This is a genomic window from Streptomyces sp. NPDC017056, from assembly GCF_044332485.1.
Lineage (GTDB): Bacteria > Actinomycetota > Actinomycetes > Streptomycetales > Streptomycetaceae > Streptomyces.
Window position 1 is genome coordinate 1 of the sequence record NZ_JBIRPD010000005.1, and the last position, 22,348, is coordinate 22,348.

A 22,348-nucleotide genomic window follows, 5' to 3' on the forward strand; every position below is an offset into this window, starting at 1 on the left:
AGGTCGGCGGCCAGGCGGGCGGCGCCCAGGGTGCGGATGTGCTGGGCGGTCGGCACCAGCACCTTGCCGCCCAGGTGGCCGCACTTCTTCTCGGAGGCGAGCTGGTCCTCGTAGTGGATGCCGGCCGCGCCCGCCTCGATCATCGCCTTGGTCAGCTCGAAGGCGTTGAGCGGGCCGCCGAAGCCGGCCTCGGCGTCGGCGACGATGGGCACCAGCCAGTCGGTGCTGTCCCCGGCCTCCTCAGCGGTGGCGATCTGGTCGGCGCGCAGCAGGGCGTTGTTCAGGCGGCGCACCACCTGAGGCACCGAGTTGGCCGGGTACAGGCTCTGGTCGGGGTAGGTGTGCCCGGCCTGGTTGGCGTCCGCGGCGACCTGCCAGCCCGACAGGTAGACCGCCTGGAGCCCGGCCTTGACCTGCTGCACCGCCTGCCCACCGGTCAGCGCGCCCAGCGCGTGGACGTAGTCCCGCTCGTGCAGCAGACGCCACAGCCGCTCGGCGCCCCGCCGCGCCAGGGTGTGCTCCTCGCGGACACTGCCCGCCAGCCGCACCACATCCGCGGCACTGTGCGTACGGATGGTGCCCCGCCACCGCGGATCGGTCGCCCACCGCCGGGCCAACTCCTCGGCCGCCGTGCGTTCCTTCGGACTTGTCGTCATGGCTTCTACTCCCCTCTCAAAGAGCGCTTCATAAAACGCTGGGCTTCAGTTCCCTGCAGTTGCACTCGTCTTCGGTGGGCAACGCCTCGACCAATGCGGCGAGGACGTCCCGCATACGGACCACGTTGGCCGCGAAAGCCTCGACGACGTCGTCCTGAGTGACCCCATGGCCGGGCAGAACACCGGCGTCCCAGTCGGTGACCATGGACAAAGGGACGTAACACAGGCCGAGTTCCCGGGCGAGTACGGCCTCCGGATGGGCCGTCATACCGATCGTGGTCCACCCCTGACCGGCGTACCACTGCGATTCGGCACGCGTCGAGAACCGGGGCCCTTCGACAACGACCTGCGTGCCGCCGTTCACCGCCGGCCAGCGGGCCTGCTCGGCAGCGCGCAGCGCCGCCTGGCGCCCTGCCGGGCAAAAGGGATCGGCGAACGGCGCATGGGCCACACCGGGGCCGTCAACGTACGTCTGCGCACGGCCGGTTGTCCGGTCCACCAGTTGGTCCGGGACGACGAGGCTCCCGGGAGGAATGCGCGGAGTGAGGCTGCCGACGGCGCCGACGCTTATCACACGCGTGACACCGCACTTTTCGAGAGACCACACGTTGGCGCGGTAGTTCACGTTGTGCGGCGCGTACTCGTGACGGCGACCGTGCCGCGGGAGGAACGCAACCGTTCGGCCCGACATCTTCCCGACCGTCAGCGGTGCGCCGGCCTTGCCGTAGGGGGTGTCGGGCCATTCCTCCGTACCGTCTGTGAACAACGAGTAGAGGCCGGTACCCCCGATGATGCCGATAGCTGCCTGAGTGTGTTCCATGAAAAGCTCCTGCACGTGCGTGCGAAACAGGTGGGGCATGGCGGGTGAACCGACTTGCGCGGACAGGCATCAACCGGGTTGCGCCTCCGCCACAGCGATGAGGTTGCGGTAGAGCGCGTGCGGGTGGGTCCCTTGCGCGGAAGCAGCCCTGGAGGTTTCCTCCGGGCGCTTCACCCAAGCCGTACGCAAACCGGCGGACCGCGCCGAGTCGAGTTCCTTCACGCAGTCGGAGGCGAACAGCACTTGCCCTTCCACTGCGCCGACCCTTCGGGCGATGATTCGGTAGGAGTCGGGACAGTGCTTCCCACCGGCCGACGTCGTGTCGAAGTATCCGCTCAGCCGATCGCGTAAGTCGCCGAACTGGGTGTGGGCGAACAGGTCGCGCTGCGCCTGAACCGAGCCGGATGAGTACAGATAGACGCTGGTCCCGCGGTCGAGCCAGGAGCGCAGTGCGAGGAGAGTGTCGGCGTATATGTGGCCGGACAGCTCACCGCTGGCGTATCCCTGGCGCCATATCAGTCCTTGCAGGGACTTCAACGGCGCGATTTTCGCGTCCTCGTCGGACCACGCCATGAGCGTGCGCACTGCGGCTCGGTCATCCCACTGTGCCGAGCGGCCACACCGACGGCCGACTTCGTCGAGTATGGCGCGGGTCTGCGGTTCGTGACCGTGCCGGCTCACCCACTCGGCCATCCGGCTGCGCGCGTACGGGAAGAGTTCGGTGTAGACGTGCGAGGTCGCGCTCGTGGTTCCCTCGACGTCCAGGACGACAGCCGCGGTCATGCCGCCTTCCGGTCCGGCACATTGCCGGCGGTGGTGTCGTGGCGCTCCGCGCGCCGGCCCCCCGGACATCACGGCTCTCCGAACGCCTTCGTGAACCAGTCGTGGAATGCACTGGCTATCTGGTGTTCGTGCGGCACCAGGACGCCACCGGGCTCGTAGAGCTTGGATGCCATGTTGACCTGGCACCGTTCGCAGGCGGCGAAGTCCTGCTGGTTGACGCGGTGGAACAGTTCCACGGACCGGTCCAGCTCGGGCCCTTCGTCGGGGACGTCCTGGGCATAGAGCCAGTCGCACTCGACGATCGTCCGGTGCGCCGAGACCGGGAACATCCGGTGGGCGATCACGTGGTCCGGTACGAGGCTGATGAAGAACTGCGGATTGATGAGGACGCCCCAGTACTGGCGGTCCTGCTCTTCGGTGAGTCCGGGCAGCTTTCCGAAGCCGCCCTTCCCGTCGACGGTGAACCCTTCGACGTCCTCACCGAACTTCACGCCACGGCCCACGTAATACTGGGCCGCGTACCCCTCGGCGTATTCGGGTATGACGCCGAGGAACTCGGGGTGCATGGTGGCGCAGTGGTAGCACTCCAGGAAGTTCTCCACGATGACTTTCCAGTTGGCTTTGACGTCGTAGGTGATACGCCGCCCGACCTTGAGTTCCGGCATCGCCCAGTTGTCCACTGCCTGCGCGTCGCCGAACCGCTCGGAAACGGGGCTGATCACCGTGTCTTCGAACGACGGAGGCTCCTCCGCCAAACACACCCAGACATAGCCGAGGTACTCGCGCAGATGCACCTGTTTGAGGCCCCACTCCGCCCGGTCCACGTCCGGCATCTTGGCGAGGTGCGGGGCGGCCACGAGTCCGCCGTCCAGGCCGTACGTCCACGCGTGGTAGGTGCACCGGAAGTTCTTCTTCGTCTCGCCGTACTCGTCCGTGCACAGGCGGGTCCCACGGTGCCGGCAGACGTTCAGAAAAGCCCGCAGCTCACCGTCGTTGCCGCGCACGACGAGCACGTTCTCCTTGCCTACTTGTGCCGTGCGGTACTTTCCCGGCTGTGGTACGTCCGAGACGTGTGTGAACGCGTACCAGTACTGCTGGAACAGCCGGTCCTGTTCGAGTTCGAAGATGTCGGGGGCATGGTAATAGCGCCCGGGGAGGGTGGCCAGGAAGCTCGGGGGAAGGCTCGGGGTCGACATGACCATTCCTTTCTGCAATCCGGGATCGCCGGGGCCGGTCGGCGCGCACGTCGCTCGCCGCATTCAGGGCGTGCGTTCGGCCGACCAGACGATCAGCGCGTCGTACAGCGTGTCCCCCTCGATGGGACACAGCCGGTGCCGGGTGGGCGTGAGGCCGGCTTCCTTGATGGCGGAGGAGACGAGGGCCTCGGTCAGGTAGGTGTTGTCGTGGCCTTCCTCGGCGACGTACTCGGCGCTGCGAATCCAGTCCGCTCCGACAGCGACTCCCCCGGGGCGAAGGTGATCGTGCACGGACGGGAAGCACCGGCGGTAGCGTTCGGCATCGGGCGACAGACCGAAGAGGCCGAATTCCGTGATGAGGTCGAACCGTTGTCCGTCGAATTCCGCCGGCCAGGGCGCCATGGCGTCGAAGGCGTGGAAGCCCGCCATGCGGGACTTCATCTCGTGCAGGTGGCCGGCATCACGTCCGTAGCGCCGCAACACCTGCTGGTAAGCGCGAGGAACGCCGGGCCCGTTGTTGGCTTCGCGCAGCACGGCCAAGGCTTCCTCCGCAGCATCGACGCTGCGGATCGAGCGGATTGTTTCCGGAAGGGCGATGGACCAGAACAGTGTGCACGGCCCGCATCCGAGGTCCAGCCAGTCGCCACCGGCCTCCGAGGCGTACAGGGTGTCCAGGATGTCTTCGGTGCCCATACCGGGCTTGAAGTCGCCGTCGAAGAAGTCGGCGAAGTACTGCCGGTAATAGGCCAGCCGGTCTTCATCGAGGTGCGGCGGCCGGGTCGTCATCGTTCCTCCTCTTCCGACGCGGCGCACAGGTGTGTGACCATTCGTGCCGCACCGGGAACCCACGGTGTGCCGTCGTAGTCGTGCGCGATGCGCCGGATACGCAATCCGCTGCGGGCGGCCAGGCCGGCGATCCCGTCCGCTGTGTAGCGCCGCATTCTGATGGACGAGGTCCACCGGTCGAGTTCGCGGTCTCCCTCGCCGAACCGGTAGTCGTAGACGATGCGCATCCGGTTTCCTTCGCCGTGCTGGCTCCGTGCCCGTTCGAGCCAGCCCGTCGGAGGCACCGGTCGCCGCCATTCGGTGACGACCCGGCCCTCCGCCAGCCGTGGGTCGAAGTAGTCCGGCGGCGGCGAGGCGTCTCCTGTCCGCTTACCTTCCTGGCTGCCGTCGCTGTCGAAGGTGTAGAGGTCGAGCAGGATCGTTCCGCCGGGCCGCAGGTGGTTCGCCAGCCGGGGCAGGGCCCGTTCGGCGTCCCCCGGCTCGTGGAGCAGTTGGAAGGCCTCCTGGGGCACGAGGATCAGATCGAAGCGCTCGGGCAGGTCCAGTTCCCGCATGTCGGCCTGGACAGCCGTGACGCGCTCCGGTGCCCCGGCCTTCTCGATCCGCGCGCGGACCTGGTCGACCATGCCGGGTTCAAGATCGGCGCAGACCACCCGCCGGCCACTGGCGATGAGCCAGTCCGCGTTGCGGCCGGATCCGCTGGGGATCTCCAGGATCGAACGCACCCGGTCGGTGACCAGGCTACGGAGGTAGCCGTGGTCCTCGGTGGTCCGGTACTCGACGTCGTAGAAGCGCGCGCGGCGCCGGTACCCCGCGTCCGGTGTCCCGAGTCCGCTCGCCGTGGAGCCCGCCACGTCAGTGCACCCGGGCCGGCTCGGCGCCGAACGCGCGGTCCATATGGCGTTCGATCTCGTGGTGCGCCATCCGGCCCCCGTCGGTGATCATGCCGTTGGCGGCCGTGGGAGCCGGCCGGCCGTACTGCAGGCTGTTGCCGAACTCGATCAGATACGGCGTGATGAGCGGGCTGACCGCCCGTGACGCCGTGTAGGGCACCGACCCGGGCATGGCGTCGATCTTGCAGTGCAGCACACCGAAGCGCTCGTACACCGGCTCCGTGTGGACGGTCTGCCGGTCGAAGGTCGGCAGATAGCCGCTGCCGTAGCCGACCGTGACATCGACGATCACGGAGCCGGGCTTCATCCGGCGCACCAGGTCTTCGCCGATCATCGGCGGAGTGTCGTAGGTCGATATGAGGATCGCTCCGACCACCACGTCGGCTTCCCGCACCTCGTGCTCCAGCACCTCGGGAGTGTTGATACGGCAGGAGACGCCCGGGGCCGAGGCGGCGAACCGGCGCAGGCGGTGCCGGTCCGTCCCCAGGACGGTGACGTCGGCACCGAGGGCACGGGCCGTGCGGGCGGCCGCGGCACCGGCGTTCCCGTAGCCGATGACGACGACCTTCGGGGGCGTCACGTAGGGCATGTCCGCCAGCAGGACACCCGAACCGTTCAGATGGCTCTGCAGGTGGTACGCCGCATACAGAACGGCCAGCTTGCCCGATATCTCACTGTCCGGTACGGCCAGCGGGTAAGCGCCGTCCGGCGTCTTGAAGAACTCGTAGGCATAGGCTTGCGTGCCGGAGTTCAGGAGGGCGCGCGTCAGTTCCGGGTTCCCTTCCGCGTGGAAGAAGGCGCCGAGACGGAGACCCGGCCGCATATAGGTGAACTCATGGGGCCCGGGGGCCTTGTACTTGAGTACGAAGTCACTGCCTCGCCAAGCCTCTTCGGTGCTTACGATGCGGGCACCGGCACGTATGTAGTCGTCGTCCGAAGCCTTCGTGCCGACGCCCGCACCGGTTTCCACCAGGACTTCGAAGCCGGCGCGGGCGAATTCCGCGGCCTGCTCCGGAAGGACGATGACGCGCTTCTCGCCGGCCCGGGTCTCCTTGATGATGGAAACACTCTTCTCTGCCATGGCAGTACTCCCCTTCCGATGAACGTACCTGCTGTCACCTTCCGGCCCGCGCCTTACCCACTCATCACTCCGGCTTGATCCCCCTTTTCAGCTCCGTCACCTGCAGATGCTCCGGGCTGAATGCGTCCCGCAGAATCGGGATGGCTTTGCGCGGGTCGGCTTCACCGCAGGTGAAGACGTCGATGGCGGCGTAGTTGTTCTCCGGCCAACAATGAATCGACATGTGCGACTCGCTCAGGATGGCGACACCGGTGAGACCTTGGGGAGCGAAGCGGTGCATCTTCAACTCCAGCAAGTGCGCCCCGCAGGCCGCGACGGCCTTTCGCAAGGCGTTTCCGACCACCTGCTCGTCGTCGAGCGACGATGCGCCCCACAGGTCCAAGGTGATGTGCACCCCGGCGTAGGAGAGGCCATAGGCATCGATCCGGAGATCTCCCGGCGCATGCACCATGGGATCAGAGATGACGGACACGTTTCCTCCTCTTGCTGTGCTCCGCACACACCCATGCGCTGACAAGGGACCGGGGCGTCATGCGCTAAAGCCCCCACCCCTTCCGTGTGCCAGAGGTTTCGTGTTGCATCTCCACAGAAGCGCACTGCCGTACCGAAGCGCTCACTTTCCCCTAACGAACCGCTCAAGAGGCCACCCTCCCGCCCCCCAGCGCGATCCGGGAGTCGGCCTTTGTGCGCGTCGGCTCCCGGATCGGCCGGCGGGGCGTCGTACGGCCCCAGCCCCACGGCCCCCGTCCCACGGCCTCAGTCGAAGACGGTGAACTCCCTCGACCCCGGGTCGGCTGAACCGCCCCCCTCGCACCGCACGTAGGCGGTGTACTTTCCCGACTTGAGGCCGGTGAAAGTGGCGATCCAGGACCTGCGCTTCCGCGTCATCTTGGCGCTGCCCCGGCTCCCGGGTTTACCGGCTTTGCTGTGCCATTCGGCGACCGCGCCTTTCATGCAGCCCCGGGCGCTTTTCGGCGTGGTGACGGTCACCGTCGAGCCGTTGGCTTGGACGTTGACCGAGGGTGCTGCCGCGGCCGGTGTGGCGAATGCACCTCCGGCGGCCAGGACGGCTCCTGCGATCAGGCCGATCAACAAGGGGCGGGGGTGCTGCTTCGGCATGCTGTTCCTTCCGTAGGCGTCGGATTCGCCAGCGCCATACCCCGGCCTCGCCACCCCACGCTCTTCGGCCGCCGATACCCAACCAACGAGCGACAGGGCCGGACCTCTGCCCTGAACTCCACGAAGCCGTGGGTTCACTGTGCCAGGTGGTTTATGCCTTTCAGGGGCGCAAAAGGCGTGTACGAGGGGCAGATCACGGGTGGCCCGTGCCGTGCCGGTGCGGCCGCTGAGCAGAGTCCCTTCGTACCGGGAGGTGCCACGATGCGAACGAACCACCCCGTACACCGGCGAGGCCACCGGTGAATGGCGTGCGGGGATCCGGCTCGCCGCCTTCCCCTCGGGATTCGGCCTTGGACCGGGCTTTTCACGCATTCGGGAGCAGCACTCCGCATGCCTGCCTGGATGTGGGAGCGATCGTCTATCTGGGCGGCGAGGCGCCGGCGTTGGAGGATCTGCGGCGCTTGGTCCGCGGGGCGCTGCGCGAGTTGCCGGTGCTGTCATACGAACTGCGCGGATCGGCCGCGGCCTGGGCGCCGGTTGCCGATGTCGACGTGGCCCGGCATGTGGTGGAAACGATCGTGCCGGACGAGGCGGGTACGTGTGTGGCGGAGGAGGCCGAGCAGGCGTGGGCCGGGACCTCCCCGCTGGAACTCGGCTGGGAAATGCGTCTGGTACGGCCCTCCTCGGGGGACGGTTGGGCTCTCTCGTACCGCGTGCACCACGCCCGGCAGGACGGCGTGGCGATCGCGCGGACGCTGCAGGCGCTCCTCGCTCCGGCGGGGCCGGGCCCTGCCCCGCGGCCGCCCGCCGGTGAAGGTTCCGGCACGGGCCGGGTCCTGCGGGCGGTCGGCTCGGCGGTGGCGATGTACGCCGCGTACCGGCGCTTTCCGCCGACCGGGCTGGGCGGGCCGTGGCAGCTTTCCGGCCGGCGCCGGGTGTCGACCGCCACGGCGTCGCTGCCCCGGTTGCGTACGGTGGCCCGCGCTGCCGGGGCGACGGTCCACGACGTCCACCTGGCCGCCTTGGCGGGAGCGGTGCGCACCTGGTGCCTGGAGGCGGGCAGGTCTCCCGCGCCGCTGGCGGTCGCCGTCCCGCTCAACGTCAGGCGCCCCGAGGAGTCGTCGTCCTGGGGCAACCGGTGTTTTATGCGTCGGGTGTGGCTGCCGTGCCAGGAGAGTGACGCGCGGCTTCGGCTGTCGCGGACCGTGAAGGCAACCACCGGCCTCAAGTCGGCACGGGTGCGGCAGACCGCGCAGGACCTGCTGTACGGCTCGCCGGCCCGGCTCGTGGAATTCGCGCTCCGCCGGGCGCTGGACCCCCGCTACGCCCCGGTCCTCTCGTAGTACGTACCGTGCGGGGACGACGCGGCGGCGGTACCGCCGTCGCTGACCGGCCTGTTGCCGATGACCCTGCTGCCTCCCGGGCATCCGTTCAACGCCGGTCTGACGACGTACGGCTCGACCGCCCAGATCGCCGTGGTCAGCGACGTGGCGGTGCCCGGCGCCGACCGTATCCCGGTGCTGTGGCAGCAGGAAGCGGCACGGCTGTGGGAGGCGGCGTCACCGTCTCCGCCCGCCCCCAGGCCCCCTGCCGACAGCCCGGCGGACGTACCGGAAGGAGGACGCGCCACTCCATGATGCCAACGTCACGAGCAGCAGCCGGCACGCGCGCCGTCACGCTGGGCGGTGCGGAGCGGGCCGCACTCCGCCCGAGGCCGCAGTGACGGCACCGGAACCACACGAAGGGTCCGGCGTATGCTCATCGCCCTGACCGGTGCCACCGGATTCCTCGGCTCCCACCTGGTGGCCCGCTTCCTGGCCCGGGGAGCCGACGTCGTCGCGCTCGTCCGTGACGACGGGCCTTGCGGGCGGCGCCGCCTGTGGCGTGCCCTCGACGCCACCGGCATCCCGCTGCCGGCGGACCGGGAGCGTCGCGTCCGGCTGCGTACCGTGGACCTGGCCAGGGCCGGGCTGGGCCTGAGCGCGCCGGTCCGCCGGGAACTGGCCGCGACGGTCGACGAATGGTGGCACAGCGCCGCAGTGATCGATCTGGCCGCGGACCTCCGGTCGCTCCACCCGGTCAATGTCGAGGGCACCCGCCGCCTTCTGGACTTCCTGCACCGTTCGGGCGCGCGGGGGCGCGTGGTGCACGTCAGCACCGCCTTCGTCGCCGGCGGGCGGCTCGAAGGGCTGGTCAAGGAGACCGACTTCAGCGACCGGCACGGCTTCCTGACACCGTACGAGCACACCAAGTACCTCGCCGAGGAGTTCGTCCGGGCCTGGGCGCACCGCCACGACCGGCCGGTCACCGTCCTGCGCCCGGCCGTCCTGGTCACGTCCCGTCGCCGCCCGTGCGCCGCTCCCCGGCACCCGCTCTCCGAGATCGGGGCGCGCCTGTCCCTGCTGAGCCGCAGCCGGACGTTCTGGCCCACGGTCACCGCGGCATCAGGCACTCTTCGCTTCCCCGGCCGCCCGGATGCCACCGTGAACCTGCTGCCGGTCGAGTACGCCGCCGAGGTGATGAGCCGCCTGCTCGGCCGCGCCCCGCTCACGTACACCGACACCTTCCACCTCACCCACCCCCAGGACACCCCCGTGCAGTGGGTCCTGGCCGCCGCCCGGCAGCTGTGGCCCCGGCTGGACGTCCGTCTCGATCCCGCCTGCACACACCTGGGGCCGGCCCAGCGCGCCCTGGCCGACATCACCGGAGGCGTCACCGCGTACAGCCGGGTGCACCGACGCTACGACCGGACCCTGCTGCACCGGGCCCTCCCCTCGGCCGTGCCCCCGCCCTCCGGCCTGGACATGGCCTACCTGCGCCAGGCCCTCCGCCCGACGACTGCCGCCCACCCGCCGCGTCCACCGAACCAGGAGGCACCATGTCAGAGCGACCTGCGGCATACCAGCTGATCACCGCCACCCTGTCCAGCACCTTCGACCTGCCGGAAGACGAGCTGCGTCCGGAGGCCACGTTCTACGAACTCGGGCTCGACTCCCTCGCTCTGGCGGAGCTCGCCGTCACCGTCGCAGAGGTGACGGGATGCCGTCTGGACGACCTCACAGCCGACCACACCCTGGCCCAGACGGCCGAGGCGATGGCCGCCCGGCTCACGCCCGACACGGCTCGTAAGCTCCCGTGACACCCGACGACATCGTGATCACCGGACTGGGCCTGGTGACGCCCGCCGGTGTCGGCACACAGGCGACGTGGGAACGTCTCCTCGTGGCGGAGTCGACGGCCGCCACCGATCCGCAGCTGGCCGGCCTGCCCGTCGACATCTCCTGCCGCGTGCCCGGCTTCGACGCCGCCGCTCTCCTGGGCCGCCGCCTGGACCTGCGTCTCGACCGCGTGACGAAGCTGGCCCTCGTCGCCGCCCGGGAGGCCGTCACGGACGCTGGCCTGGCGGGCGGCGCATGGGACCCGGCGCGGGTGGCCGTGGTCATCGGCATCGGGTCATGCAGTTTCGACCGGTACGAGAGCGAGTTCGCCAAGCTCGCCGAAGACCGGCTCGATTGCGTCTCACCGCTGCTGATCGTCCGCAGCGTATCGAGCATGACCGTGGGGGAAGTCGCCCTGGACCTGCAGACGCGCGGTCCGAGCCTGGCGGTCTCCACAGCGTGCGCGTCGGGTACGACTGCCCTGGGCATCGCGCGCGACCTGCTGCGCGCGGGCAGCTGTGACATCGCCATCGCCGGTGGCGCCGAAGCCAACTGCACACGCATTCCCGCGGTGTGCTTCTCCCAGATGAGAGCCCTCTCGCGCCGCTGCCACGCCCCCGCGGCCGCATCGCGGCCCTTCGACCGGGACCGGGACGGCTTCGTCCTGGGCGAGGGCGCCGGCCTCATGGTCCTGGAACGCGCGTCCCACGCCCGCGCCAGGCGCGCCTCCCCCCGCGCCCGTTTCGCCGGCTACGGGGCTTCCTGCGACGCCCACCACATCGCCATCCCCCACCCACAAGGCCGGGGCGCCGTCCAGGCCCTGCGCACCGCACTCGACGACGCCGGACTGTCCCCCCGGGACATCGACTTCGTCAACGCCCACGGCACCGCCACCCACGAGAACGACCTGACGGAATCCCGCGCGCTCCACGAGGTCTTCCCCCGCGTGCCTCCCGTCACGTCCCTGAAAGGCACCCTCGGCCACTCACTGGGAGCGACCGGCGCCGTCGAGGCGGCCTGCACCGTCCTCAGCCTCCAACACGGCCTCATCCCGCCCACGGCCAACCTGGACTGCCTGGACCCCGCCATCGACTTGGACGTTGTCCACCGCACCCCGCGGAAGCTGCCCCTGTCCACAGCCGTCAGCAACTCGTTCGGATTCGGCGGCCACAACGCCGTCGCCGTACTCACGAATGTGCCGTCATTCCATGACCGTGTCGGTCCCTCCGTTGCCGTGCGGGAGAGTGGAGAGCGGCACGGGCGTCAGCTTGACGAGCTTGTCCTCCCCGCAGCTGGCGAGCCACTGGCTGTCCGGGCTGAACGCGATGCCGAAGACCACATGGTCATGCTGGACGCGTAGGGCCCGGCTGCCGTCGGCCACGCTCCAGATGCCCGCGGTGCGGTCCGCGCTCGCGGTGGCGATCCACTTGCCGTTCGGACTGAACGTGATGTTCTTGACGGCGCCGCCGTGCCGGATCAGCAGCAGTTGATGACCAGTGCGGGTGTTCCACAGGCGGGCCGTGCCGTCCTCGCCTGCGGTTGCCAAGGTGTTGCCGTCCGGGGCGAAGGACACGGCCCGGACCGCGTGAGGATGCCGCATACGCGTCAACAGGGCGCCGTTGGTGGACCACACCCGCGCGGAACGGTCGGTGGAGGCGGTGGCCAGGCACCAGCCGTCCGGGCTGAAAGCCACGCCTCGGACCACCTGGTCGTGGGGGATGCTCAGCAGCGGTTCCCCGCTGGCGGTGTCCCACAGGCGTACGGTCCGGTCGGCGGAGGCGGTGGCCAGGTACCGGCCGTCCGGACTGAAATCGATCCCGAAGACGACGTGGTCGTGACGGACGCACAAGAGCTGCTCACCGTCGGAGGAGGCCCAGATGCGCGCGGAGTTGTCGGCACCGCCGGTGGCCAGACGGTACCCGTCGGCGCTGAACGCCGTCGCGAACACGGTGGAGACCCAGCCGATCGCCTGTTCCCAGATGCGGTTCCCGGTCTGCGCGTCCCAGACGCGCACCCACTTGCGCGAACCGGTGACCAGCCGCCTGCCGTCGGGATGGAAGGCCACCGAATGGACCCACTGGCCGGTACGGATCACCCGGGCGGGCGCGGTGGGATGACCCGTCGCGTGCGGGAGGAAGTCGGGTTTGGGCGGCAAGGGCCCGGACACGAAACGAGCCGCACCGGTCGAGGAATTCCCATTGCCGTCCGTACGATCCGTATGGTCCGAGCCGTGCGTCCCGTTCCTGCCGTGCGTGCCGTGCGTGCCGTCCGTCGCATCGGAAGCGGAAAGGACGTCTTCGGTCACGGCTGCGGAAATGTCGAAGAGGTGGGTATTGCCTCCGCGGAGATACAGCACGGGGGTCGCCCATTCGAGACTGTCGTCCTTGCCCACCACGAGAGCTACGCGCCCGACGCGCACAGCCTCGTCGACCGGCCTGCCGAACGTGAGCGCTTCGTAGAAAGAAGCGGCGAACCGCAGGGCGGCCTTGTCGGTGATGGCGAACTGCATGGCGACGACAGCGGGCACGTTGCGCACCAGGACCGCCGCCGTGCTGGAGAACAGGTCGTCGGAATTGCCCATGCCGCTCTGGCAGCTGTTGAGCACGATGAGCTGCGGTTTCGGCCGGGCCAGGCTGATCAGGTCGGACAGCGCGGTCGCGTGCAGCAGGTGCTCGTGGCCGTTGCCGTCGGCCAGCGCGATCATGCCTTCCTGGCGCGCCGGATCGTAGGCCCCGTGGCCGATGAAATGCAGGACGTGACAGCCCTCCAGGAGCCTTCGGGACAGGTCGTCGGCGGTCTGCCCGTCCACCCAGTCCAGTCGGACCAGCCCTTTGCGTATCAGGGGGCGCAACGCGATCTCCAGCCCCGCCCGTTCGCTGTCCGCGTCCAGTGCCGCACGGTTTCCCGGGAGAGAAATCACGCCGAGAACGTGCAACGGCGGATCAATGGGCAACGCCACCACGGGTTCCGGCATGTCGACGTAACGGACCACCGGTTCCCGCATACAGAGGTAGCCGCCCAATTCGGCGTTGTTGAGCAGTTCCCACGGCAGGGCGGCGAGTTCGGGAGCGCGGATACGCAGCACCAGCCGGTGCATCTCGTCGTTCTCCACGGCACGTTGCCGGCTCGACAGGTACAGGCCGCGGATCTGGCCGGGGAAGATGGTTTCGAACAGGTGGGCGCCCACATCCCGTACCGGGCGCTCCAGGCCCAGCGCCACCGCACGGGGTGTCGCCGACGAAGCGAGCACCACGGCCTGCAGTTCCTCAAGGCGGGAGCTGATCGCTTGGGCGTCGAGGTCGACCGGCACGCTGCCCTCACCGGCGCGGGAGGACACGTCCACCATGTAGCGCCCGGCTTGGCCGCTGATCTCCAGGACGAAGTCGCTGGTGTCCCGCATGCCGGCGTTACCCGCGTCCTGCCGCGGCGTCCGGGCTGCCGCCCACCGCCTGCCACGTGAGGGTCACCTGGAGGTGGGTGGCGGCGCCGGCCGTCACCACCGCTCCCGCTTTGGCGGTCAGCGCGACACCGAATTCCACGGTCGCGCTGTCCGGCCGCGCGCGCAGTCCGCTCAGCTGGGCGACCACCGTCTCGGCTACGGTGCGGATCGCGTCCAGGGAGGCTTCGAAGGTCTGCTGGGCACGCTCGGCTGCCGCCTGTACGGACATGCCGCGCGTCACCACGTCCCCGTAGGGCGTATCGACGCTTTCGACCGCCATGCTGCCACCCGGCTCCAGTGGTATTTCCAGCACTTTCACGAGCTCATACCCCTTTACGCAGTGGAATTTACACAGTGGAACCGGGTACCGGTCCGGCCTGCGCCCACCACTGCCTGAGCGCCCCGTAGTTCGCCTCAGGGGAATAGGTCAGCGAGACGATGGCCAGTTCGTCGTACGTCCACATGATGTTCGCGTAACCGTCGCTGTCCAGGAAGCACGACATGGACCCGGCGGTCTCGCCGCTGTACGTGAAATCACTCTGCCCGTTGAGGTCGGACGAACTCGCACACGACTTGCTGGTGAACTCGTAACCCTTGAGGGCCTTCGCATACTCACTCTGCATGCTGCCGGAGTCGGAGAATTGCCAGTAGTCGGTATTGAAGCCGTCGTCGCTTGAGCACCGCAGCCCGGCGGTCGCCGTATCGGGGAGATCCGAGGCGTCGATGGCAAGGCACCCCCCGCGCACCGCCGAGGGAACATGCGTCAGCAACTCGTTGGCCGCCGCCTCCGAGCCCCGCGTCGGCGTGGACGCGTCGGTGGACGGCGGCGTGGTTTCCGGTGCCGGAGTGGTCGGAGCGGCTGACGAAGGGGAGTTGGTCGAAGGTGACGGCTGCGGTTGCGGCTGCGCGACAGGCGTCTTGGATTCCGTGGCCAAGAGGATGATGCTGGTGATGATGAGGCCGACGCCGAGCACAACGGTCGCGGCCCGTATCACCGGGCTGATCCTCGGAAAGGAGATCTCCCGGACGGAGAAACCGCTCCCCAGGAGAGCGGCCAAGATCATCAGGCCGCCTAAAGCGAAAATGATAACTTTGATGGACATCGGCATGTCGTCCCCCGAAAGCTGAGCCGATGAAGTATCGCTCAACCTTAGCGATTCCACACGATACGCGGGAGTTTCCCGGAAGGCGTATTTCCACGTACGTAAGCACACCCTCTGCAATTACCGCATGTCATGTCGCGCATGATGCTCTTCCAGAGAATCGCGAAGTGCTGTGGCGGGCGGCCCGGCGAGTGACAAGGGTGACCGGGGGCGGGGCGCGGACGCGGCGCGGAGGCAGGTTGCGGCGAGGTGCTCGTGCAGGGCGAGAACACCGAGGAAGGACGCCGCGAGGGGTTCGGCGAGGCAGAGCGTGCCCACGACCGCAGCAGTGGTGCCGTAGCCCGCCGAGGATGACGCAGCCCGTACGTCAGTCGCCGTCGGCGATGAAGCCGGCTATGGCGGCCGCGACGGCTTCGGGCTGCTCATCGGGGATGAAGTGCCCGGCGTCGGGCACGACGACTCCGGTGATGTTGTCGGCCCATGGGCTGATGGAGGCCGCCATGTCCGGGATGGAGCCGTGGCTGCTGGAGATTCCGAGGATGGGCACGGTCAAGTGCTGCCGGTTGAGCGCCTGGTGGTTCTTGCGCGCGGACTCGGCGGCGTCTCGGTAGTAGGCGAGGGAGGCGCGGAGGCCGCCGTCGGCGGCGAGGGCCGCTGCGTAGTAGTCGAGGTCGGCATCGTCGAACGCGCCGGGCGAAAGGGCCTTCGTCTCCAAGAACCAGCCGACATAGTCCCGTTCGCGGCCGGCGAGCAGGGTCTCGGGCAGGTCGGGCACGAGGTGGAACGCGAAATGCCAGGTCTTCCACGCCCGGGCCGGGTCGGTGGGAATCGATTCCGGGAGGGTGATGCCGGGGATTCCGGCGTCGAGCAGGACGATCCCACGCAGCCGGCTCTCGTGGTTCAGGGCGAGGGAGAAGGCTACCCAGGCGCCGATGTCGTGGGCGGCCAACCAGTACGCCGACACTCCGAGTGCCTGCACGGCGGCGTGGACGTGGGCGGCGACCGTGTGGGTGTCGTAGCTGCGCTCCGGGCGCTCGGAGTGGCCCTGGCCCGGCAGGTCGATCGCGATGACGCGGTACCGGTCGGCGAGACCGGGCATGACCTTTCGCCAGGCCCACCAGGTTTGCGGGAACCCGGCGAGCAGGACGACAGCCGGGCCGGCCGACTGGCCGCCTTCGACGGCGTGCAGGCGGATGCCGTCTGCGTCGACCCAGCGGTGGGTGAAGCCGTCCAGGTCGTGCAGGGGCAGGTCGCGGACGGGGTTGGCTTCGGAGACATGCTGAGTGGTGGTTGCAGGGTCGGTCATGGGAATCCTCCGTGGGTACGGGGTGTGCTGGTTCGGCGCTACGCCCCAGGGCCGGGCCCGCGAGCGCGGCGGCGGTGGCGGTGGCGGTCGCGAGAACTCGCTGTGGTGACGGGCTCAAAGATGAGGACGGCGGCGGCCGCCTGGTCCAGGCGGCATGCCCGTGGCGCTTCCCAGGATTGCGGGGCGCCCACGGTCATGGTCACGTCTGCAACGTAACACATCTTGAACTATTCAGTTCAAGATGGAATGGTGTGCCGCACGGCCCAATGGACAGCGACACATCGGCAAGGAAGCGCCACGTGGCAGGCAAGAAGCAGTTCGACATGGACACGGCACTCGACGCCGCGATGCACCAGTTCTGGCGCGCCGGCTACGCCGACACCTCGTTGGACGACCTGTCACGGGCAACCGGCCTGAACCGCAGCTCCATCTACTCCTCGCTCGGCGACAAGGACACGCTCTTCCTGCGCTGCCTGGATCTCTACGCCGCGCGCTACGGCGACAAGTACGACGCCGCCCTGTCGTGCGCAGCCTCGGAACCCCTTGCAGCTGTTCGCGCGTTCTTCGATGTCACCCTTGAGCGCATCGCCGACCCCGAACTGCCCGATGGGTGCCTGATTGCCCAGTCGGCCATGGCGATTCCGGTGCTGAGCCCGGCCGTCGCGGCACACGCCAAGGAGGCACTCGGCTTCCAGCGTTTGCGCCTGCGCACCGCACTGAAGGCCGGGCGACTGACCGACCGGGACGCCGATGCCTTCGCTGAACACGCGGCGGCCGTGAACCAGTCGCTCGCCGTCATGAGCAGAGCCGGGGCGAGCCCGGCGCAGCTCCTGGCCGTAGTGGGCGTGACCGTTGACGCGCTCTCGCACGCGTTGCGCGCAGGTGGCCGGTGAGGCAGACAGCGTCAGCCGGGAAGCGGTGCGAAGAGAGGCACGCCCCGCGTCGAAGGCACGTTGCCTCGCGGCCTGGAGACGCCCTTCCAGGCGCCCGGCATGCTGCTCCTCGTCAACGAGTTTGCAGAGCATTGCGAATCTCCTGGGCCGTTGGCGGCAGGCCGGCGTCCGAGTGGTATTCGAAGTGCCACCACTCGTTGTCGTAGATGCGATAGAGGCCGTAGCGGGCACCGTGTTCCTCCAGCCAACGCGCGCCTTCGAACGGGCGCACATCCAGCGCGATGCCCTTGACGTGCTGGGATTCCGCCGGTGGCAGCACGAGCATCCGGGCCGCGGCCGGTGAGCCGGCGCGGCGCACCTCCTTGTCGAACAGCCGTTGCTGGACGAGGGGATCGCGGTATCCCGAGGTGAGACCGATGAGCTGGCCATGGCGCCAGAGCGCCTCAGCGCGTGCAGCGGTGAACGCCGCCCTGGCACTGTCGGTGAGCCCGGTGAGCTCCTCGGCAGGAAACCGGAACCCCAGCGCCCAGCTGCAGGCCAGTTCGCGGGCGCGGCCGGGACGGCGGACGAACGCGACGGGCAGCAGTAGCACGGCGAGCGCGACCGCAAGAACGGCGAACAGCCGGTCACGGGGCCGGGGTGGGATGACGTGGGGTTCGCTCATGCCTCCAGCCAAGGGGGCGTGGTGTTGCCGGCCCGTATCCGGTTTTCGATATGCCGGCGATATGCACCGGCTCGTAGCATCTGGCCATGCGTGTGTTAGTTGTCGAGGACGAGCCCTATATGGCAGAGGCCATCCGCGATGGGCTGCGCCTGGAGGCGATCGCGGCCGACATCGCCGGTGACGGTGACACCGCTCTGGAGCTGCTGAGCACCAACGCATACGCCATCGCCGTCCTGGACCGGGACATCCCCGGACCGACCGGTGACGAGATCGCCCGGCGCATCGTCACCTCCGGCGGCGGCATGCCGATCCTCATGCTGACCGCGGCCGACCGGCTCGACGACAAGGCCAGCGGGTTCGAACTCGGCGCCGACGACTACCTCACCAAGCCCTTCGAGATGCGAGAACTCGTGCTCAGGCTCAGAGCACTCGACCGCAGGCGCGCCCACAGCAGGCCGCCGGTGCGGGAGATCGCGGGCCTGCGGGTGGATCCGTTCCGCCGCGAGGTCTACCGCGAAGGCCGCTACATCGCGCTCACCAGGAAGCAGTTCGCCGTGCTCGAAGTCCTCGTCGCTGCCGAAGGCGGTGTCGTCAGCGCAGAAGAGTTGCTGGAGCGAGCGTGGGACGAGAACGCGGACCCGTTCACCAACGCCGTGCGCATCACGGTCTCGGCCTTGCGCAAACGCCTCGGCGAGCCCTGGCTGATCGCCACCGTGCCCGGGGTCGGTTATCGCATCGACACGGGACCGGACGCCGATGACCGGGGAGCGGAGCGTGGATAGGCGCCAGGGGTTGAGCGTCCGCCTCAAACTCACCCTCAGCTACGCCGGGTTCCTTATGATCGCGGGCGCCTTGCTGCTCGCCGCCGTGTGGGTGTTTCTCCTGCGAGGACGGTCGCAAAGCCTGAACGTCTCCGACCCGGCCGACTTTTTGCGCGTCTTCGACCCCAGCAATTTCGGCCCGGTCGTCTTCGTCCCGGCGGGAATTATGGTGCTGGCGTTCCTGCTGGTGTTCGGTCTCGTGGGCGGGTGGATTCTGGCCGGCCGGATGCTCGCCCCGCTGATTCGCATCACCGACGCCACACGCAGGGTGGCGAACGGACCGCTGTCCCACCGGATTCGCCTGCCGGGCCGCCGGGACGAGTTCCGCGAACTCGCCGACTCCTTCGACACCATGCTCGCGCAGCTCGAAGCCCACGTCGTCGAACAGCAGCGATTCGCGGCCAATGCCTCCCATGAACTGCGCACCCCGCTGGCGGTCACGCAGGCGCTTCTCGACGTGGCCCGCAACGATCCGAATCACGACGCCTGCGAGCTCGTCGAGCGCCTCCGCGTGGTCAACACCCGGGCCATCGACCTCACCGAGGCTTTGCTTCTCCTCAGCCGCGCCAACCAGCGGTCGTTCACCAGGGAACACGTCGACCTGTCCCTCATGGCAGAAGAAGCCACTGAAACGCTCTTCCCCTTGGCGGAGAGGCATGACGTCACCATCGAAACCTCCGGAGACACGAGCGCCACCATCGGCTCACGGGCGCTCCTGCTGCAAATGACCACGAACCTTCTGCACAATGCGATCGGCCACAACCTGCCCGAACAGGGCATCGTATGGGTGCATACCAGCGTCCGCCCCAACTCTGTTGTGCTCACTGTCGAGAACACCGGCGAGAAGCTCACCTCTCAGCTGGTCTCGACACTCACCGAGCCATTCCAGCGCGGCAACGAACGCTTGCACACCGGCCACGCAGGTGTCGGCCTCGGGCTGGCCATCGTCAAAAGCATCGCCCAAGCACACGACGGAACTCTCACCCTCACCCCCCGCCCCGCCGGCGGGCTCCGCGTCACGGTGCAACTGCCCGCCGCGTCAGCGCACGGGCGCCAGGTGTGACGCGAACGAGTTGCCCGGCCCGCCGCGTTCCGCCACCGACCGTCGGCCTCAGCCTCGACGGGACATGTAGACGTCGAACGCCTTGTAAAGCAGACGGTTCAGCGGCAGATCCCATTCGCCGAGGTACTCCACGGCTTCGCCACCGGTGCCGACCTTGAACTGGATCAGGCCCAGGTGCGGGTCGTTCCCGTCCACGGTGTCGGTGATGCCGCGCAGGTTGTAGACCGTGTATCCGGCAGCTAGAGCGTCGGTGATCATCTTCCATTGCACGGCGTTCGACCCGCGTACCTCCCGTTTGGCCGTGGCGGAGGCGCCGTAGCTGTACCAGGCGTGTTCTCCGACCCGGACCCAGATGGCGGCGGCCACGAGATCGCCTTCGTGGTGGGCGAGGTAGAGCCGGATCCGGTCCTTGTCCTCGGCCAGCAGCGCCTCGAACATGGCCGGGAAGTAGCCGAACGGCCGCGGGATGAAGTGGTCACGTTTCGCGGTTTCGAGATAGATCCGATAGAAGTCGGACAGGTCCTCGACACCGCCCTGGGTCACGATGACGCCCGCCTTGCCGGCCTTCTTGATATTGCGCCGCCAGAGCTGGTTCATCCCCGCAAGGAGTTGCGCTTCGTTCTTGCCGGCCAGCGGGACCTGGAAAACCCAGCGCGGCTGCCCGGCGGAGAATCCTCCGTCTTCTTTCGGCGGGCGCCAGCCCAGACGCCGGAGCTGGATACGTGCCCGGGCGGCGGCGTCGTTGACCGTGTCCGGCGGCACGTTTCCGAGCCTGGTGATCTCCGGGTCGGCGATCGCGGCCTTGATCGTCGCAGCACTCCAGGTGCGGGCCACCGCCGTCGTCCCGATGCGTACGGCGAAGGCGCCGGAGCGCTTCAGGTGGTCCACCAACGGGCCGAGCCAGCCGGCCAGATCGTCCGAGGACCAGTCGATCACCGGCCCTTCGGGCAAGTACGCCAGCGATGTCTTGACCCCCGGCAGCCGTCGGTACAGCACCAGGCCCGCACCGACCAGTTGGTCGCGGTCGTCGAACCAGCCCAGCGACTCCGACCCCCACGCGCTCTTCACCGACGCCCAGGCCGGGGTCTGCAGGAAACTCACCGCAGGTCGGGACGCGTTGAACGCGACGTGATCGCCCGCCGTGATGGTCCGTACCCGAAAAGCCACAGCCGCTCCTACCTGTCGTCCATGAGGCGATCTACCAGCACACCGTGGGGCCCGGAGACGAGCGCGGCGGCGACCTCGTCGAGGCGCGCCCCGCGGGAGGCTTTGACGAGCACCACATCGCCGGCAGTGAGCCGACCGCGCAGCCACTGCACGGCCGCGGCGTTGTCGGCCGGCGCCACCGCCCGCTCTCCGGCGCCGTCGGCGAGCGGCCGGCTGCCGACCGCGACCACCACATCGGCCCGGGCGGCGGCGTACTCCCCGATGGCGCGGTGCTCGGCCTCGCTGCCGTCGCCGAGTTCGAGCATCTCGCCGAGGACGGCGATGCGGCGCTTGCCCTCGATTGCCGCCAGCGCGTCCAGGGCGGCACGGGTCGAGTCGGGGTCGGCGTTGAAGGAGTCGTCGAGCAGCGTCGCGCCGCCGGCGAGGGCACGCAGCTCCAAGCGCCACTTCGACAGCGAGACCGAGGGCAGCGCCGCCGCGGCCGCATCGAGGGAGACGCCGGCCGCCAGCCCCGCCGCCGCGGCAGCGGCCGCGTTGAGCGCCTGGTGCGCGCCCACGAGCGGCAGCGCGACCGGAGCGCGGGCGGCGGCGGTCCGCAGGGTGAAGGACGGCCGGGCGAGCCGGTCCAGCACCACGTCGAGTACGCGTACGTCGGCGTGTTCCGACCGGCCGAAGGTCAGCACCGGGCGGTCGGTGAGCGAGCGCATCGCGGCTACCCGAGGATCGTCGGCGCCCAGGACCGCGGTGCCGCCGGGCGCCAGGCCCTGCACCAGCTCGCCCTTGGCCCGGGCGATCGCCGCGCGCGACTTCAGATGGCCGAGGTGGGCCTGGCCGACGTTGAGGACGACACCGATGTCGGGTGCGACCAGGCCGGTGAGCCTGGCGATGTCGCCGATGCGGCGGATGCCCATCTCCAGGACGAGGAACCGGGTGGCCGCATGGGAACGCAACATGGTGAGCGGCACGCCGAGCTCGTTGTTGAGCGAACCGGTCGTGGCGATCGTCGGCGCGGCGCTCGACAGCACGGCCGCCAGCAGGTCCTTGGTGCTGGTCTTGCCGCGGGACCCGGTCACCCCGACGACGGTCAGGCCCTCGCGCAACCGTGCCACGACGTGAGCGGCGAGCGCCTGCAACGCGGCTGTGACGTCCTCGACGACGACGGTCGGCAGCGCCGTGGGTCGGGAGCCGAGCGCGGCCACCGCGCCGGCCCGGCCGGCCTGGACGGCGTAGTCGTGGCCGTCGACGTGCTCGCCGGCGAAGGCGACGAAGAAGCCGCCCGGCTCGGCCTGCCGGCCGTCGAGCACGGCCGGCGCGGTCACCGTCACGCCGCCGTCGCCCTCGACCCTCCCGCCGACCACTGCGGCGATCTCGCCGAGGCTGAGCGGGATCACGCTTCGACC

General features: G+C 69.1%; 23 protein-coding genes and 1 pseudogene. 8 read left to right on the top strand and 16 right to left on the bottom strand.

From position 1 onward, the window contains the following. The 9 genes from aceA to ACH4OW_RS10770 all read right to left on the bottom strand — a co-directional run. A partial coding sequence (gene aceA / locus ACH4OW_RS10730) for an isocitrate lyase (RefSeq protein ID WP_398026662.1) occupies positions 1 to 656 on the bottom strand: 656 nt, incomplete at its 3' end. A 28-nt stretch (positions 657 to 684) separates the two neighbouring features. Next, entirely contained in the window at positions 685 to 1,476 is a 792-nt protein-coding gene (locus ACH4OW_RS10735) for an S-methyl-5'-thioadenosine phosphorylase (protein ID WP_398026664.1), read from the bottom strand. 69 nt (positions 1,477 to 1,545) lie between these two features. Further along, a complete protein-coding gene (mtnC, locus tag ACH4OW_RS10740; RefSeq protein ID WP_398026666.1) occupies positions 1,546 to 2,259 on the bottom strand; it encodes an acireductone synthase in 714 nt (237 codons plus the stop codon). Positions 2,260 to 2,327: 68 nt separating this feature from the next. Continuing rightward, positions 2,328 to 3,455: an aromatic ring-hydroxylating dioxygenase subunit alpha gene (locus tag ACH4OW_RS10745; RefSeq protein ID WP_398026668.1), complete on the bottom strand. Its 1,128-nt coding sequence runs from the start codon at positions 3,453 to 3,455 to the stop codon at positions 2,328 to 2,330. Positions 3,456 to 3,518: 63 nt separating this feature from the next. Continuing rightward, positions 3,519 to 4,241: a hypothetical protein gene (locus ACH4OW_RS10750; protein ID WP_398026670.1), complete on the bottom strand. Its 723-nt coding sequence runs from the start codon at positions 4,239 to 4,241 to the stop codon at positions 3,519 to 3,521. Continuing rightward, a complete protein-coding gene (locus tag ACH4OW_RS10755; RefSeq protein ID WP_398026672.1) occupies positions 4,238 to 5,095 on the bottom strand; it encodes a class I SAM-dependent methyltransferase in 858 nt (285 codons plus the stop codon). The genes ACH4OW_RS10750 and ACH4OW_RS10755 overlap by 4 nt, the downstream gene beginning before the upstream one ends. 1 nt (position 5,096) lies before the next feature. Further along, complete coding sequence (locus ACH4OW_RS10760; protein WP_398026674.1) at positions 5,097 to 6,215, bottom strand: NAD(P)-dependent oxidoreductase; 1,119 nt, start codon at positions 6,213 to 6,215, stop codon at positions 5,097 to 5,099. A 64-nt stretch (positions 6,216 to 6,279) separates the two neighbouring features. Further along, positions 6,280 to 6,687 (bottom strand): adenosylmethionine decarboxylase, encoded by a 408-nt coding sequence (gene speD, locus ACH4OW_RS10765; protein ID WP_398026676.1) that lies wholly within the window; start codon positions 6,685 to 6,687, stop codon positions 6,280 to 6,282. Positions 6,688 to 6,971: 284 nt separating this feature from the next. Further along, positions 6,972 to 7,334: a hypothetical protein gene (locus ACH4OW_RS10770; protein WP_398026678.1), complete on the bottom strand. Its 363-nt coding sequence runs from the start codon at positions 7,332 to 7,334 to the stop codon at positions 6,972 to 6,974. A gap of 404 nt (positions 7,335 to 7,738) precedes the next feature. Between ACH4OW_RS10770 and ACH4OW_RS10775 the strand changes: the two genes are divergently transcribed. The 5 genes from ACH4OW_RS10775 to ACH4OW_RS10795 all read left to right on the top strand — a co-directional run bounded on the left by ACH4OW_RS10775 (position 7,739) and on the right by ACH4OW_RS10795 (position 11,852). After that, the gene (locus ACH4OW_RS10775) at positions 7,739 to 8,677 is read left to right on the top strand and encodes a wax ester/triacylglycerol synthase domain-containing protein (RefSeq protein ID WP_398026680.1); all 939 of its coding nucleotides are present in this window, start codon (positions 7,739 to 7,741) and stop codon (positions 8,675 to 8,677) included. A 60-nt stretch (positions 8,678 to 8,737) separates the two neighbouring features. After that, a complete protein-coding gene (locus ACH4OW_RS10780) occupies positions 8,738 to 8,971 on the top strand; it encodes a hypothetical protein (protein WP_398026682.1) in 234 nt (77 codons plus the stop codon). Positions 8,972 to 9,088: 117 nt separating this feature from the next. Then, complete coding sequence (locus tag ACH4OW_RS10785) at positions 9,089 to 10,243, top strand: SDR family oxidoreductase (protein WP_398026684.1); 1,155 nt, start codon at positions 9,089 to 9,091, stop codon at positions 10,241 to 10,243. After that, positions 10,213 to 10,473 carry an acyl carrier protein gene (locus ACH4OW_RS10790; RefSeq protein ID WP_360132572.1) on the top strand — a complete coding sequence of 87 codons (261 nt, stop codon included), beginning with the start codon at positions 10,213 to 10,215 and terminating at the stop codon, positions 10,471 to 10,473. Before ACH4OW_RS10785 ends, ACH4OW_RS10790 begins: the two co-directional genes overlap by 31 nt. After that, positions 10,470 to 11,852, top strand: coding sequence for a beta-ketoacyl-[acyl-carrier-protein] synthase family protein (locus ACH4OW_RS10795; protein ID WP_398026687.1), 1,383 nt, complete (start codon positions 10,470 to 10,472; stop codon positions 11,850 to 11,852). The genes ACH4OW_RS10790 and ACH4OW_RS10795 overlap by 4 nt, the downstream gene beginning before the upstream one ends. Here the strand turns inward: ACH4OW_RS10795 and ACH4OW_RS10800 are convergent. The 4 genes and pseudogenes from ACH4OW_RS10800 to ACH4OW_RS10815 form a co-directional block, all read right to left on the bottom strand. After that, positions 11,796 to 13,892: pseudogene (locus ACH4OW_RS10800) on the bottom strand (CHAT domain-containing protein); the annotation flags it as partial. The gene ACH4OW_RS10795 and the pseudogene ACH4OW_RS10800 sit on opposite strands and share 57 nt — an antisense overlap. A gap of 7 nt (positions 13,893 to 13,899) precedes the next feature. After that, positions 13,900 to 14,211 carry a CU044_2847 family protein gene (locus ACH4OW_RS10805; protein ID WP_360132566.1) on the bottom strand — a complete coding sequence of 104 codons (312 nt, stop codon included), beginning with the start codon at positions 14,209 to 14,211 and terminating at the stop codon, positions 13,900 to 13,902. A 67-nt stretch (positions 14,212 to 14,278) separates the two neighbouring features. Further along, positions 14,279 to 15,040 (bottom strand): hypothetical protein, encoded by a 762-nt coding sequence (locus tag ACH4OW_RS10810; protein ID WP_360132563.1) that lies wholly within the window; start codon positions 15,038 to 15,040, stop codon positions 14,279 to 14,281. Positions 15,041 to 15,401: 361 nt separating this feature from the next. After that, positions 15,402 to 16,340, bottom strand: coding sequence for an alpha/beta fold hydrolase (locus ACH4OW_RS10815; protein WP_398026689.1), 939 nt, complete (start codon positions 16,338 to 16,340; stop codon positions 15,402 to 15,404). Between the two features lie 299 nt (positions 16,341 to 16,639). On the opposite strand from ACH4OW_RS10815, the gene ACH4OW_RS10820 reads away from it, so the two are divergent. Continuing rightward, positions 16,640 to 17,233 (top strand): TetR/AcrR family transcriptional regulator, encoded by a 594-nt coding sequence (locus ACH4OW_RS10820; protein ID WP_398026691.1) that lies wholly within the window; start codon positions 16,640 to 16,642, stop codon positions 17,231 to 17,233. Between the two features lie 112 nt (positions 17,234 to 17,345). Here the strand turns inward: ACH4OW_RS10820 and vanY-N are convergent, their stop codons facing one another. Then, positions 17,346 to 17,897, bottom strand: a complete 552-nt coding sequence (vanY-N, locus tag ACH4OW_RS10825; RefSeq protein WP_398026693.1) for a D,D-peptidase/D,D-carboxypeptidase VanY-N — start codon at positions 17,895 to 17,897, stop codon at positions 17,346 to 17,348. Between the two features lie 86 nt (positions 17,898 to 17,983). Here vanY-N and ACH4OW_RS10830 point away from each other — a divergent pair, with 86 nt between their 5' ends. Together ACH4OW_RS10830 and ACH4OW_RS10835 are read left to right on the top strand one after the other, a co-directional pair. After that, complete coding sequence (locus ACH4OW_RS10830) at positions 17,984 to 18,679, top strand: response regulator transcription factor (protein WP_398026695.1); 696 nt, start codon at positions 17,984 to 17,986, stop codon at positions 18,677 to 18,679. Next, a complete protein-coding gene (locus ACH4OW_RS10835) occupies positions 18,672 to 19,781 on the top strand; it encodes a sensor histidine kinase (RefSeq protein ID WP_398026697.1) in 1,110 nt (369 codons plus the stop codon). The genes ACH4OW_RS10830 and ACH4OW_RS10835 overlap by 8 nt, the downstream gene beginning before the upstream one ends. A 48-nt stretch (positions 19,782 to 19,829) precedes the next feature. On the opposite strand, the gene ACH4OW_RS10840 is transcribed toward ACH4OW_RS10835, so the two are convergent. Beyond that, positions 19,830 to 20,948, bottom strand: a complete 1,119-nt coding sequence (locus tag ACH4OW_RS10840) for a lipid II:glycine glycyltransferase FemX (protein ID WP_398026699.1) — start codon at positions 20,946 to 20,948, stop codon at positions 19,830 to 19,832. A gap of 8 nt (positions 20,949 to 20,956) precedes the next feature. Continuing rightward, the gene (gene murF, locus ACH4OW_RS10845; RefSeq protein WP_398026701.1) at positions 20,957 to 22,339 is read right to left on the bottom strand and encodes a UDP-N-acetylmuramoyl-tripeptide--D-alanyl-D-alanine ligase; all 1,383 of its coding nucleotides are present in this window, start codon (positions 22,337 to 22,339) and stop codon (positions 20,957 to 20,959) included. Between the last annotated feature and the right edge of the window lie 9 nt (positions 22,340 to 22,348).

Bases quoted from the DNA above. Each gene is read 5' to 3' on its own strand.
- ACH4OW_RS10735 (WP_398026664.1), bottom strand. From the start codon at position 1,476: ATGGAACACACTCAGGCAGCTATCGGCATCATCGGGGGTACCGGCCTC.
- mtnC (WP_398026666.1), bottom strand. From the start codon at position 2,259: ATGACCGCGGCTGTCGTCCTGGACGTCGAGGGAACCACGAGCGCGACC.
- ACH4OW_RS10745 (WP_398026668.1), bottom strand. From the start codon at position 3,455: ATGTCGACCCCGAGCCTTCCCCCGAGCTTCCTGGCCACCCTCCCCGGG.
- ACH4OW_RS10750 (WP_398026670.1), bottom strand. From the start codon at position 4,241: ATGACGACCCGGCCGCCGCACCTCGATGAAGACCGGCTGGCCTATTAC.
- ACH4OW_RS10760 (WP_398026674.1), bottom strand. From the start codon at position 6,215: ATGGCAGAGAAGAGTGTTTCCATCATCAAGGAGACCCGGGCCGGCGAG.
- ACH4OW_RS10770 (WP_398026678.1), bottom strand. From the start codon at position 7,334: ATGCCGAAGCAGCACCCCCGCCCCTTGTTGATCGGCCTGATCGCAGGA.
- ACH4OW_RS10780 (WP_398026682.1), top strand. From the start codon at position 8,738: ATGACCCTGCTGCCTCCCGGGCATCCGTTCAACGCCGGTCTGACGACG.
- ACH4OW_RS10785 (WP_398026684.1), top strand. From the start codon at position 9,089: ATGCTCATCGCCCTGACCGGTGCCACCGGATTCCTCGGCTCCCACCTG.
- ACH4OW_RS10790 (WP_360132572.1), top strand. From the start codon at position 10,213: ATGTCAGAGCGACCTGCGGCATACCAGCTGATCACCGCCACCCTGTCC.
- ACH4OW_RS10805 (WP_360132566.1), bottom strand. From the start codon at position 14,211: ATGGCGGTCGAAAGCGTCGATACGCCCTACGGGGACGTGGTGACGCGC.
- ACH4OW_RS10810 (WP_360132563.1), bottom strand. From the start codon at position 15,040: ATGCCGATGTCCATCAAAGTTATCATTTTCGCTTTAGGCGGCCTGATG.
- ACH4OW_RS10815 (WP_398026689.1), bottom strand. From the start codon at position 16,340: ATGACCGACCCTGCAACCACCACTCAGCATGTCTCCGAAGCCAACCCC.
- vanY-N (WP_398026693.1), bottom strand. From the start codon at position 17,897: ATGAGCGAACCCCACGTCATCCCACCCCGGCCCCGTGACCGGCTGTTC.
- ACH4OW_RS10830 (WP_398026695.1), top strand. From the start codon at position 17,984: ATGCGTGTGTTAGTTGTCGAGGACGAGCCCTATATGGCAGAGGCCATC.